Genomic DNA, 14,649 nt, shown 5'->3' with positions numbered 1-14,649 from the left:
CAATCGACACATATTCCCCTCCTTGACCTGCTGCATAAAACAGCCAATAGCATTCTTTTAAGTGGATCACACAGCACCGTAAAAAGACCATAAAAAACGTGATGAAGTTAAAGTAAAACGTTTTCACTAATTTCATTTAGTAAAACTTTTACTAATAATTACCTCAGTCCAAAAATACTCGTATTCACTACGACCCAATTACGCATAAGAACGTCGGTCAGCAAACTGCATTCAGGCCGAGAGAGAGGCAACGTGAACAACTGGGAAAACTTCCTGAACTTACATGAGAACCGTATGGCACCGCGTGCATACTTCTTCTCGTACGCATCAGAAAAAAATGCAAAAACGTTTCAGCGTGAACTGAGCAGCCACTTCCAACTATTGAGTGGCCAATGGAATTTCAGCTATTTCACCAATCCGCTATTGGTTCCTGAAGAGTTCTATTCTCAGGAAATGAGCGACTGGGGCAACATCACGGTTCCAAACATGTGGCAGATGGAAGGCCACGGCGATCTTCAATACACAGATGAAGGTTTCCCATTCCCAATTGATGTGCCTTTCGTACCATCAGACAACCCAACCGGCGCATACCAACGCTCTTTCTTCCTTGGCGAAAGCTGGGAAGAGAAACAAACCATCATCAAATTTGATGGCGTTGAAACTTACTTCGAAGTTTACGTAAACGGCGAGTACGTGGGCTTCAGCAAAGGCAGCCGCCTAACCGCTGAGTTCGATATCTCTAGCCAGGTAAAAGCAGGCAACAACCTACTTTCTATTCGTGTTATGCAGTGGGCCGACTCAACCTACATTGAAGACCAAGACATGTGGTGGACTGGCGGTATCTTCCGTGACGTTTACCTAGTAGGTAAAGAACAACTGCACGTTCAAGACGTTACCGTTCGCACCGATTTCGACGACGCTTACCAAAGCGCGACCCTGTCGTGCAAAGTGGAACTAGAAAACCTAGCAGCAGCGGCAAACGCAACCCTTGAGTACGCATTGCTTGATGGCAGCCAAGTTATCTCGCAAGGCTCTGTAGATAGCTTATCTGTCCCAACTGACGGCAATACGAGTACTCAATTCTCTATCGATGTGGTTAACCCAGTTCAATGGAACGCTGAGAACCCTTACCTGTACCAACTGCTGCTTACGCTGAAAGACGCTGACGGCAAGGTGTTGGAAGTGATTCCACAGCGCGTTGGTTTCCGTGACATTAAAGTTCGCGATGGTCTGTTCTACATCAACAACAAATACGTGATGCTGCACGGCGTGAACCGTCACGACAACGACCACCTGAAAGGTCGTGCTGTTGGGATGGATCGCGTAGAGAAAGACTTAGTGTTGATGAAGCAACACAACATCAACTCAGTACGCACTGCGCACTACCCGAACGACCCACGCTTCTACGAACTGTGTGATATCTACGGCCTGTTCGTGATGGGCGAAACCGATGTCGAAACACACGGCTTTGCTAACGTTGGCGACCTAAGCCGCATCACTAACGATGCTGCGTGGGAAGCGGTGTTTGTTGAACGTATCGAACGTCATATCCACGCTCAAAAGAACCACCCTTCTATCATCATGTGGTCATTGGGTAACGAGTCTGGTTACGGCTGCAACATCCGTTCTATGTACGATGCAGCAAAAGCGATTGATGACACGCGTCTGGTTCACTATGAAGAAGACCGCGATGCTGAAGTGGTCGACATCATTTCAACCATGTACTCACGCGCTCAACTGATGAATGCCTTCGGTGAATTCCCACACGAAAAACCACGCATCATCTGCGAATACGCACACGCAATGGGTAACGGCCCGGGTGGTTTAACTGAATACCAAAATGTGTTCTACAAGCATGACGCAATTCAAGGTCACTATGTTTGGGAATGGTGTGACCACGGCATTCTAGCGCGTGATGAAGCAGGCACAGAATTCTACAAATACGGCGGTGACTACGGTGACTATCCGAACAACTACAACTTCTGCATGGATGGCTTGATCTACCCAGACCAAACGCCAGGCCCTGGCTTGAAAGAGTACAAGCAAGTGATTGCCCCAGTGAAGCTTCGCGATTTCGATGCACAAACCGGCACCTTCACGGTAGACAACAAGCTTTGGTTCTCAAACATTGATGACTACACCATCACTGCGGAAATCCGCGCTGAGGGCGAAACCATTGCCGTGCAACACATCAAGGTTGAAGAGCTGACTGAAAACTCTAGCCGTGAACTGACACTTAATTTGCCAGAGCTTGATGAGCGTGAAGTGTTTGTGAACTTCACGGTTCGCAAAGATTCCCGCACACCTTACAGCGAAGCGAACCACGACATCGCGGTTTACCAGTTCCAAGTAAAAGAGAACACAGCACAACTTGAAGCCTTCACCAACAACAATGCGACAGCACTGAATGTTGAAGAGTCTCGCTTAGCCTACCTAATCAAAGGTCACAACTTTGCTCTGAACTTCTCGAAAGTGAACGGCAAACTGACGTCATGGTTAGTGAATGGCGAAGAACTGATTAAGTCTGAGCCTAAGCTGAACTTCTTCAAGCCAATGATCGATAACCATAAGCAAGAGCACGATGGTTACTGGGAACCTGCACACCTACAGATCATGCAGGAACACTTCCGTAGCATTGACCTTGAGTTCGTGAATGTCGAGCAAGTGAACGGCAAGGTTGAAATCACGACCACCAGCATCATTGCTCCACCAGTATTTGATTTCGGTATGCGTTGTGAATATCGCTACCAGATCAGTGCAGAAGGTCAGTTAAACGTTGAGCTAAGTGGCGAGCGTTACGGTGATTACCCTCACGTGATTCCAGTGATTGGTTTCGATATGGGTATCAACGGCGACTTCGACCAAGTTCAATACTACGGCCGCGGCCCTGAAGAGAACTACCAGGACAGCAAGCAAGCCAACATGATTGATGTTTACCAATCAACCGTGGCTGACATGTTCGAGAACTACCCGTTCCCACAAAACAACGGCAACCGCCAACACGTTCGTTGGGCTGCGCTTTCAAGCCGTGCTGGCAATGGTATTGCGGTGAAACCACAGCAAGAAATCAACTTCAGCGCATGGTTCTACACCAACCAAAACCTGCATCAAGCACAGCATACGATTGAACTAGAGAAGAGCAGTTACATCACCCTAAATCTAGACCACCAAGTGATGGGCCTAGGTTCAAACTCTTGGGGCAGCGAAGTATTGGATTCTTACCGCGTGTACATGGATGAGTTCCGCTACGGCTTAACTCTGATTCCATTCCAAGCAGGCGATTGCGACGCACAACACCTAATCAATCACAACTTTGGTGATGAGTTCTTCACGGCGAATACGCCAACAACTCAACCACAACAGAACGAGGCATAAGCGATGATCGTTTTAGACAACCTAGAGCAATTTAAAGTCGTTTACCGCGACGGTCGTAAATGGCAACGCTGTGTAGAAGCGATTGAAAACATCGGCAACATTAAAGATAGCGTGATGTATTCGATTGGTGACTCACTGGCTTACATGATTGAAGACGGTGTGGCTCGTAACACAGAAAACTTCACCGGCAACCGTCGTTACTTTGATGTGCACTACTACTTGGAAGGTCGTGAAACGGTTGAGTTTGCTGATAAGTCTCAACTTGAACAGACCCAAGCTTACAGCGATGAAACCGACCGTGAACACCTACTGGGTAACGGTGAAACTCGTGAGTTATCTGAAGGCCAAGTGGCGATCTTTGATAACAGCAAAGCTTACCGCTTCCACGGTGATAACCGAGTTCGCAAGGTGGTGCTGAAAGTGACCATTGAAGACGGTTACTTCCTTAATAAGTAAGCAATAACCCTATTAACTCACAGCGCGTTTGAGCCTTGCCGTTCAAGGCTCAAATAGACTGAACAAAACCTCTGTGCTTCTTCCCTACAAAGAAGCATAGGGAAATAACGACTATAATTATGTGATTCCCTGGAGGACACTATGTCTGAATCTGTACGCGGTAAGTTAGGCAAATTTGCCCTACTCTCCATGACATTTGCAGCGGTATTTAACGTTCGCAACATCGTAAACAACAACATCGAATTGGGATTGAGTTCAGCCCCTATCTTTTTGCTCGCTACCCTTATTTACTTCATTCCATTCGTGTTCATCATTGCTGAATTCGTATCTGCAAATAAAAATTCTGAGTCAGGCATGTACGACTGGCTTAAAAAACCGCTAGGCTCAAAAGCAGCCTACCTAGGTTCGTTCCTATACTGGTTCGTAAACCTTTTCTGGTTTGTATCTCTGCTACCAAACGTAATCGCTTATGCGTCTTACGCGATGTTGGGCTATGAATACGCCTTCTCGCCAGTCGTCACATCGGCTATCTCGATTGCTCTGTTTGCAGCAGCGACACACATCTCAACCAAAGGCGCGAGCTGGCTAGGTAAGATTGCCGAGATCGTGGCCTACGGCGTATTCGCCCTGTTTGCAATCTACGTTATCGGCGCACTAATGGCACTGGGCGGCAACCATGAACCAGTAGAACCAATCACGCTTGAAGCAATGACACCGACCATCAACTGGGCAACGCTAGGTATCATGTGTTGGATCTTCCAAGCAGCCGGTGGTGCTGAAACCGCAGCCGCTTACCTAAACGATGTTAAGGGCGGTCACAAGTCTTTCATCAAGGTTATCATTGGTGCAGGTATCGCAATCGGCGCAATGTACGCAGTTGGCTCTCTTCTAGTAAACGTATTCGTTGCTCGTGATGAACTTACCTACGCTGGCGGCATGGTTGAAATCTTCACAGGTATGGCAAACTACTTCGACATCTCACAATCTCTAACGGGTCGCTTCGTCGGTATTATCCTATTCGTTGCCATGTTCGGTTCGATGATGATGTGGACAGCAGCTCCAGTAAAAATTCACTTCTCTGAAATTCCTAAAGGTGTTTACGGCGAGAAAACAACAGAGCTTAACGAACACGGCGTGCCAGTACGTGCAGCTTGGTGGCAGTTCGCGTTTGTATTCGTGATGCTTGTGGTGAACGGCTTCGGCTCTGAATCAGTACAAGACATGATGAACACAGCAATCAACCTAACCGCTGGTACCGCAATGCTTCCGCCTATCTTCATCATGGTGGCGTACTTTGTATTCCGTTTGAAGCATGACGACACACCACGTGATTTCCGCATGGGTACTCGAGTTCAAGGTATGGCAGTGGTTTCGGTACTGATTGGTATCTTCGTTGTGAGCATGACAGCATCGGCATTCCCGACAGGTGTTGACCTTGTTCAAGCCTTCTTCATCAACGTCTTCATGACAGCGGTATTCTCTGGTATTGCATGGTGGTGGATCTCTCGCTTTGAAAAAAAGCAGGCAGGTAAAGACGCAAAGCTAGAAACAGCTAAGCAATCGTAGCTCTCTGATTCCCCCCAACTTTAAAAGCGCCTACCAAGGCGCTTTTTTTGTTTTAAATCAGACAATTAAATGACAAACCAAGAAATAAAAACGACGTTCCGTCAAGGTTTCAGTTCACGAAAAACACCAATTAATAGGTAATAAAACTCGAATAAAAACCAAGGTAAAATATTAACTAAATTTATTTACTCAAGGTCACATATTTGATCAATTTCGATTAACTTCCCGCCGCTTAATCTTTAATCTTCTTGCTGAAGAGACAAACTGATTCATATAAAAAAGCGACACAAAGCCCCTACAAGCCTTATAAATCGTCGCTCATGAAACAAGCAATCTCTTCAATGAACTTCTTAATCTTTAACTCTTTGTTTTGGTAATAACTTTACTGAAAAACCAGAGAGAAAAAGCCCAAAGAAGTCCGATCGTAAATCTATAAAAACAACAATGAGCCAACCCTGACAAAACAAAGCGGGTGCTTGCCAAACCAACATAACAATAAAAGTGCGGCCTAGAGCTTCCCTCTCTAGGACCAAGTTATAACGATCATCAACGTGATTCACCGGAGAACATCATGTCCGAAAATAAACGCAGTACGATAGGCAAATTTGCCCTACTGTCTATGACCTTCGCGGCGGTATACAGCTTCAATAACATCATTAATAACAACATCGAGATCGGTCTTTCCTCGGCTCCGATGTTCTTTCTAGCAACCATCTTTTACTTTGTGCCATTTTGTTTGATCGTTGCAGAGTTTGTATCACTGAATAAAGACTCTGAAGCGGGTGTTTACTCTTGGGTTAAAAGCTCTCTAGGCGGCCGCTGGGCGTTTATTTCAGCTTACACCTACTGGTTTGTTAACCTGTTCTTCTTTACCTCTCTGCTGCCTAGAATCATCGCTTATGCGTCGTATGCGTTCTTAGGCTTTGAGTACATATTCACGCCAATGACCACCGCAATTCTGAGTACGATTTTGTTTGCGGTCGCGACTCATATCTCTAACAACGGTGCGAAGTTACTGGGCCCTATCACCTCACTAACATCATCACTGATGCTGCTGCTAACGATGTCTTACATCTTGTTATCTGGCGGTGCTTTAGTAGGCGGTATCGAGCCTGCTGACCCAATCACCATTGAAGCCATGACACCAAGCTTCAACTGGGCATTCCTTGGCGTAATCACTTGGATCTTCATGGCGGCAGGCGGTGCAGAATCGGTCGCGGTTTACGTTAACGACATCAAAGGCGGTCACAAGTCTTTCGTTAAGGTAATCATTATCGCGGGTATCTTCATCGGCGCGCTTTACTCGGTAGGGTCTGTGTTAGCGAACGTGTTTGTTTCGCGTGAAGAACTTAAATTCACAGGCGGCTCAGTTCAGGTATTTGAAGGGCTAGCAAGACACTTTGGCCTGTCTGAAATCTTGATGAACCGTTTCGTTGGTGTGGTTTCATTCACGGCGATGCTGGGCTCTCTGCTGATGTGGACAGCGACGCCCGTTAAGATTTTCTTCTCTGAAATCCCTAAAGGTATCTTCGGCGAGAAAACCGTCGCACTTAACAAACAAGGCGTTCCAGAGCGTGCAGCATGGATTCAGTTCTTCATCGTAATTCCACTGATGTTCATCCCAACGTTGGCGTCTGACACAGTGCAAGACTTGATGAGCACCATCATCAACATGACTGCAGCAGCTTCTATGCTACCGCCGCTGTTCATCATGATTGCTTACCTTCACTTACGCGTGAAACTGGACCACCTTCCTCGTGACTTCCGCATGGGTTCTCGTACGGTCGGTATAACTGCAGTATCGATTCTTATCGCTATCTTTACGGTTGGCTTCTTCGCCTCTACCTTCCCAACAGGCGCAGACATCATGACCATCATCTTCTACAACGTGGGTGGTATTGTGATCTTCCTTGGCTACGCATGGTGGAAGTACGGTCAATACGAGAAAAGCTTATCTCCGGAAGAGAAAAAACTAGAAGCAAAGCCTGAACCGGCGAACGCTTAGTTTTACCCTGTGCTCTGATCGAAAACTTAAGGCACTCGCATTTGGTGAGTGCCTTTTTATTTGTCGGTACATTCCCACTCAACACCTAAATTTCACCAAAGCCTTCAAGAAACAAGACATTCGAGTCAACAATCGAACCGTCTATAAAGCAATTCACCAACTGAATGTCTACCATCCTAGCCATGCCTCTACACATTCAACTTAAAGTCAAAATAAAAACAAAGTAAACATTTACTAAAAATAGATCACACTTTTAAACTGAATTAATTTTAAACATCAAAATTATCATTAATATCGGTTTTGCGATCGTAAGTAACCTGACCAATACGCCTTGAAGAGCACCCCATATTAGAAGTCAGAACTGCTTACGAATCTTCATTTATAACCCGACACAGAAGTGATTAAAATGAAAAGTAGTTTTACTAAAACCACTCTTATTACAAGCTGTATTCTTGCTGCCCTAAGTACCACTGCCCACGCGGAAGAGTCCGCAGCAAACCACAGTGGTACTCAGCCTCCTAAAACAGAAACTGAAACCCTATTTAACTTTTATGGTGAGCTTGGCCTTGGTGGTCACGTGGCACTAGAAGGTGATGACAAAGGCCGTTATGCAGACGGTACTTACATCGAAGCAGGCTTGGCTATCGAGCACGGTAATTGGTTCGGTCTTGCTTACATGGAAGGCTGGACAGTACAAGCCGATGACGAAGGCAATGCTTGGGCAACTGGCCACGGCTGGGGCGGCTTCGAAGGTGGTTTTAACCGCTTTTACGCTGGCTACCGCACCGACAATAAAACAGAATTCATGATTGGTCGTATGGACTCTTCATTAGATGACGTTCAATGGTGGGGTGACCCTACGGTTGAATACGGTTACGCGATCTCAAACACGCGAGACGTGCACCTTGGTGTGAAGATTCAAAACCTAGAAGGCAAGCTTCGCTACAGCGTTTCTTTCGCGCCAGAGTCTGACTTCTCTGAAGACGATGCTCTGGTTCACTTCGGTAAATACGACAACTTTGCAGACCAATGGAAAGATAAGAACGCCATGGTCAACGGTTACCTCCAATACGATCTGACTGACGACTTAACCCTAATGGGTGGTGGTGAAGTTCGTAACAACGATGGCGGTGAACTATTGCTATTGGGTGCTGAATACAAAAACTTTGCGACTCGTATTTGGCACGACACAGATAAAGGCAACCAAGAATCATTTGGCAGCGAATCCGGTATTCAAACCAGTGCTTGGTACGAAGCGGCTCAGGGCGTTTACCTTTCAGCAGCCTACAACTACGCAAACTTTGATGGTGACAACGGCGACAAAGAAATCACCTCTTACATCAACGCGGGCGTTTGGTACGAATACGGCAACGGCACATTTGCGACTGCTTTCGATAGCCGCTTTGGCGTAGGCAGCGACACTGAAATCGGCGACGCTCAGGTGTTCGCAATGCAATACTTCTACTGGTAATAACAGGAATTGATCATGAAACTGAATAAATCATTCGCAGCTCTCGCTATCGGTGCAGCCCTTGTCGTTACTGGTTGTGCATCAAATTCTATCTCTGGCTCAGGTTCTGACACTGAACAACTGCAAGCCAACCAATTTAAGAATGTTATCGACCGTACTGGCTCGCCAGAATACATGCGAGATTACGACTTCGATGACCACCAACGCTTTAACCCATTCTTCGACCTAGGCGCATGGCACGGTCACCTATTGCCAGACAGTGCAGAAGGCATGGGCGGATTCCCAGGTACAGCACTGCTTACCGAAGAATACATCAACTTCATGGCTGATAACTTCGACCGCCTAAGCGTGTTCAAAGATGGCAAAAAAGTGGCTTTCACTATGGAAGCTTACAGCCTACCGGGCGCATTGGTTCAGACACTAAAATCTGACGATGTGACAGTAGAAATGACGATGCGTTTTGCTTCAAACCGTACCTCTCTACTAGAAACTAAAATCACCACTGACTCCCCTGTCGAATTAGTGTGGGATGGTGAACTACTAGAAAAGACCCACGCCAAAGAAGGCGTTTCGCAAACCGACAAAACCATTGCCGAGACGTACCCAGAGTATGACCGTCAAATCGTCGCAACTGACGATGGCCTAAAAGTAACCTTTGGTAAGGTGCGTTCAACTTGGGATCTACTGACTTCTGGTGAGTCTGAGTACCAAGTTCACAAGTCGATTCCAACACAAACCACAGTCGATGGCCTAGCGTTTACTTCAACGGCAAACATTGAAGCATCGACCACCATCTACACGACTTACTCGCATGTTCTAACGGCAGAAGAAGCGAAAGCTGAACAGCCAGAAATCAAAAAGATCATGGCAAACCCTACCGACTTCTTAGTTGCATCAGCAGAACGTTGGGAAGACTACCTAGAGATGGGCTTAACCAACCCGAACGCAACACCAGAACAAGAGCGTGTTGCGGTTAAAGCGATGGAAACCCTAAACGGTAACTGGCGTGGCGCAGCAGGTGCGATGGAGTTTGACTCTGTAACACCATCAGTGACGGCGCGTTGGTTCTCGGGCAACCAAACTTGGCCTTGGGACACATGGAAACAAGCCTACGCGATGGCTCACTTCAACCCAGATGTAGCGAAAGATAACATCCGCGCGATGTTCGCTTACCAAATCCAAGCCGACGATGCCGTTCGCCCTTGGGATGAAGGCTACGTGCCAGACTTACTCGCTTACAATCTAAGCCCAGAGCGTGGCGGCGACGGCGGTAACTGGAATGAACGTAATACCAAACCAAGCCTAGCAGCATGGGCAGTAATGGAAGTCTACAAGACCACCAGCGATGAAGCTTGGCTAGAAGAGATGTATCCAAAGCTAGTGGCATACCACGACTGGTGGCTACGTAATCGCGACAACAACGGCAACGGTGTTCCTGAATACGGCGCAGCACGCGACAAAGCACACAACACACCTGAAGGCGAAATGTACTTCACCGTGGTTCGTGGCGATAAGCACGAAACAGTCGTAGGCCAAGCAGCACTGGATAAAGTGGTTGCAGAAGGTAACTACGATTACATCGAAAGCCCAGCGCAAACAGCCGCATCTTGGGAGTCAGGTCGTGACGATGCAGCCGCATTTGGCTTCATTGATAAAGACCAGCTAGACGCATACGTTGCAAACGGTGGTAAGCGCAGCGACTGGGATGTTGAGTTCGCTCAAAACCGCGCTGAAGACGGCACACTACTCGGCTACTCTCTGCTGCAAGAATCTGTCGACCAAGCAAGCTACATGTACAGCGATAACAAGTACCTAGCAGAAATGGCTGATATTCTAGGTAAAGACGCAGAAGCGAAAGAGTTCCGTGAAAAAGCAGAGCACCTATCGAACTACATCAACACTTGTATGTTCGACGAAGGCACTAACTTCTTCTACGACATTCGCATTGAAGACAAACCACTAGCCAATGGCTGTGCAGGCAAACCGATTGTTGAACGTGGTAAAGGCCCTGAGGGTTGGTCACCACTGTTCAACGGTGCAGCAACGCAAGGTCACGCTGATGCGGTTGTCTCTGTGATGAAAGATACGGAAGAGTTCAACACCTACGTTCCACTAGGCACAGCAGCGCTTTCTAGCCCAGCATTCGGCCCAGACATTTACTGGCGTGGACGCGTTTGGGTAGACCAATTCTACTTCGGCCTAAAAGGCATGGACAGCTACGGCTACCGTGATGACGCAATTGAAATGGCAGGCGCGTTCTTTGAGCACGCCGATGGATTAGTTCAAGACGGTCCTATCCGTGAGAACTACAACCCATTGAACGGTGAACAACAAGGCGCACCAAACTTCTCTTGGAGTGCGGCTCACCTGTACATGCTTTACAACGATTTCTTTACTGACGCAGAGTAAATCGAACCTATACCTGTCTTCTGGAATTCAATGAAAAGATAACCTCATAAATTTCAGACTTTGGCACTCAGTATCTCGCTGAGTGCCTTTTTTGCACCTGAAGCAAAATAAGCGAACAACAAGCACTTAGACCATTTGGTCTACCATGATCCTTTTACTCAATTCGCTGCACGTTAGCCTATATCACCACAATGGAAGCGCACCTGATAATGGTAATGCTCTTTCAATAGTTTGAATTCATCATGGACACTTGGCGTCCACGAGTCATCACCGCCAACCCCCATATGGAAGCCATCGACATAAACAAACAGCTGCTCCTGTTCGGTTAAGTCACAAGTATGTTTTGCCTTCTGTAGCTGCTGTAACCCAAAACGACTGACTGAGAAATGGAAGTCTCCTTGCAATTCGAATGCGCCCACTTTTGCCTCACGAACATCACAACGCAAGCCGCAATCAGATGGGAAAATATAAGGGGTATGCATTTGTTCAATACGTTGCTGATATAGCCCCATATGTGCGGACATCTTTCGATCTGGGTAGTTTTCGTGTGGCCCACGACCAAACCATTCCACCCCATCAGGCACATGCTTCAAAGCAAACTCAAAACCGACTCGAGGCAGAGACGGCAAACCTTTCGCCGCTTGCACATCCACATCTAATTTGACCTCACCATCGGCAAATAATTGATACCGCCACGTCGACAATAAACGAACTTGATCTTCCACTGTATGGGCAATTCTTGCAGTCACCGACACCCTATTTTTCTGAGTGATGGATGAAAATTCGATGCACTCTGGAGTGAGCCTATCTAGCCTCATCGCCTGCCAGCGTGCGATCCATGAATTGGGGTCTACACGGTTTGCTTCACTGACACCGATATCGTTGTCTAATGGTGCACGATAAAAGTTATCTCGAAGGCCACTAGCAAGTTGTTCCACCCCTTTAATTTTCCAGCTCTCTAATGTCCCAGACAATCTGTCGAACTCTACTTGATAAGCATCACCAATCACCGTCAGCAGCGTGTCGGTTTCAGTCACTTTCGGTGGGTATTGTGAGAGGTTAGCATCCAACATCAATTGCGGTTGAGTCGGTAAGCTAAGCTGTTCAATCGCCGTCATATGGCCTTTATCCGCCCATGCAGTATTGGTGTTTAATACCACTTCGAGATTAAGGTAATTAAGCGCGTTGGCCGTATGAGGAATGGTCACACCATTGAGCTCTATCTGAACACTCTCGCCCGCACCAACCATCAATTCGATACAACCATCGCTCGTCACCACACCATTCTGGGTAACCGTCCAGTTCAACGTTTCAATGCTGCTGGCCACAAATAAGTATTCGCTGTGCACCTCTATCACCAGAGGCGAAGTCGAAACCAGTCTAAACTGATAAAACTGCTGTGCTTTTTTCACTTCATGTAGCGTTGGATGCACCGTCCTGTTTGGGAATACCAAGCCATTAATGCAGAACTGGCGATCATTAATCTCGTCGCCGAAATCACCACCATAGCCCCAGAACTGTTTGCCGCTCGAATCGGTTTTGGTGATCCCTTGATCGACCCAATCCCAGATAAAACCGCCCTGTAATCTTGGGTTGTCTCTAAACGCCTGCCAGTATTTATCAAAGCTACCCAGACTGTTCCCCATTGCATGGGCGTACTCACAGAGAATCAGAGGACGTTGCTCGTTTGGTAGAGCTATCGCTTTACGAATGCCCACGCGAGGTGTCACCTGTGGTTGACTCTCAACCACAGGTAAATCCCAATCAACCCGCGCATACATAGGACATAAAATATCGGTCGCTGCTGTATCTGCCCCGCCACCTTCATACTGAACGGGACGTGTTGGATCAGTTTGTTTCACCCATTGATACATCGCATGGTGATTGCGACCAATACCCGATTCATTACCCAGCGACCAAATGATCACGCTGACGTGGTTTTTATCGCGCTCCACCAGCCTTGTCATTCGTCTCATGTACGCATTCAACCATGACGCATCATCGGATAAACGGCACATCGGAAATTGACCATGAGTTTCCACATTCGCTTCATCAACCAGATACAGACCATACTCATCACATAGTTCATACCACAATGGATGATTCGGATAATGAGCGGTTCTAACGGCATTGAAGTTATTTTGTTTGAGCAGTTTGATGTCTTGAATCATCCCCTCTCGAGTCATGGTGTGACCCAATTCAGGATGATGTTCATGACGATTGACGCCACGAATCAGCAACGGTTTTCCGTTAACTTTTAGCAAACTATCGGTAATTTCAACACTTCGAAAGCCGACATCGTAAGCCTCACAATCGATTAGCTCATCATGTTCATCGAGCAATGACACCACACAGCGATATAAATAGGGTGACTCGGCACTCCACTTGTTCGGGTTCATCACTGAAATGCTGTGTTCTGCGACTTCAGACCACGGCCCTTTTTCATCGACATAACGCTCACCAAAACCCACGATTTGAGGTTCGAAAACCAACTGTCCTTGAGCATCATAAAGTTCAGCTTTCAGCTTAAAGCAGCTTTCTACATCATTGCTGTGCTTGGTTATTTGCGTAGAAATATTTAAAACCGCATCGCGATAGCAAGCATCTAGCTGAGTCTCAATACCAACATCCTCGATTGCGACCTTGGGCTTTCTCAATAAAGTCACATCACGGAATATGCCGCTGAGCCACCACATGTCTTGGTCTTCGAGATAAGAACCATCAGACCAACGCAGCACCATCACTACCAGCACGTTCTCGCCCACTTGCAAGTATTCAGACACGTCAAATTCAGCCGGTAATCGACTGTCTTGCGAATAGCCAACCCACTTGCCGTTGCACCACAAATGAAATGCAGAATTCACGCCGTCGAAGGTCAGCCTATGGGTATCTAATAGCTCCGGTTCCGTACAGTTAAAATGCGTTCGGTAGAGCCCTGTTGGATTATCGCTAGGGACGAAGGGAGGGTTATCAGCGAAAGGATATTTCACATTGGTATAGATCGGTTTATCAAAGCCTTGCATCTGCCAGTTGCTTGGCACTGAAATCGACTTCCATGAAGAATCATCAAAATGTTCCGATACTACCTCTTCGCAAACCAACTCTGGTGAATCGAACAGCTGAAACTTCCAAGTCCCATTGAGAGACATAACACTCGACGAGCTCTTCGTCATAGCCTCAACCAACGAGGTGTAACTATTTAAAGGGGCATGAGCCTCAACAACGTTATGATGGGTGATGTGTTGATTTTCCCACTCACGGGCTGAGATGATTTGAGAGAAAGTTCTCATGACGTGTTCCTTACCAAAAGCCGTTTAACATGAACCATTGCAAGTGATGCTCGGCGCCTCATTGCGTTCAAACATTA

At 46.9% G+C, this 14,649-nt stretch carries 7 protein-coding genes; 6 read left to right on the top strand and 1 reads right to left on the bottom strand.

Annotation, left to right across the window (positions count from 1 at the left end; genetic code table 11):
• Window positions 1–252: 252 nt before the first annotated feature.
• The 6 genes from ebgA to ygjK all read left to right on the top strand — a co-directional run bounded on the left by ebgA (window position 253) and on the right by ygjK (window position 11,282).
• Complete coding sequence (ebgA, locus tag AB6E85_RS09460) at window positions 253–3,375, top strand: beta-galactosidase subunit alpha (RefSeq protein WP_372142416.1); 3,123 nt, start codon at window positions 253–255, stop codon at window positions 3,373–3,375.
• A 3-nt stretch (window positions 3,376–3,378) separates the two neighbouring features.
• On the top strand, window positions 3,379–3,831 hold the full coding sequence (locus AB6E85_RS09455) for a beta-galactosidase subunit beta (protein WP_108019888.1): 453 nt from the start codon (window positions 3,379–3,381) through the stop codon (window positions 3,829–3,831).
• A 141-nt stretch (window positions 3,832–3,972) separates the two neighbouring features.
• A complete protein-coding gene (locus AB6E85_RS09450) occupies window positions 3,973–5,397 on the top strand; it encodes an amino acid permease (RefSeq protein WP_050649662.1) in 1,425 nt (474 codons plus the stop codon).
• Between the two features lie 571 nt (window positions 5,398–5,968).
• Window positions 5,969–7,402, top strand: coding sequence for an amino acid permease (locus AB6E85_RS09445; protein ID WP_050633944.1), 1,434 nt, complete (start codon window positions 5,969–5,971; stop codon window positions 7,400–7,402).
• Between the two features lie 406 nt (window positions 7,403–7,808).
• Complete coding sequence (ygjJ, locus tag AB6E85_RS09440; RefSeq protein ID WP_372142415.1) at window positions 7,809–8,873, top strand: protein YgjJ; 1,065 nt, start codon at window positions 7,809–7,811, stop codon at window positions 8,871–8,873.
• 15 nt (window positions 8,874–8,888) lie between these two features.
• Window positions 8,889–11,282: an alpha-glucosidase gene (gene ygjK / locus AB6E85_RS09435; RefSeq protein WP_372142414.1), complete on the top strand. Its 2,394-nt coding sequence runs from the start codon at window positions 8,889–8,891 to the stop codon at window positions 11,280–11,282.
• Window positions 11,283–11,455: 173 nt separating this feature from the next.
• Here ygjK and AB6E85_RS09430 read toward each other — a convergent pair whose 3' ends face one another.
• Window positions 11,456–14,572, bottom strand: coding sequence for a beta-galactosidase (locus AB6E85_RS09430; protein WP_372142412.1), 3,117 nt, complete (start codon window positions 14,570–14,572; stop codon window positions 11,456–11,458).
• Between the last annotated feature and the right edge of the window lie 77 nt (window positions 14,573–14,649).

The sequence above is a fragment of the Vibrio sp. 10N.247.311.51 genome, from assembly GCF_041467855.1.
Taxonomy (GTDB): Bacteria; Pseudomonadota; Gammaproteobacteria; order Enterobacterales; family Vibrionaceae; genus Vibrio; species Vibrio coralliirubri.
This window is presented reverse-complemented; position numbering and strand designations above follow the sequence as displayed.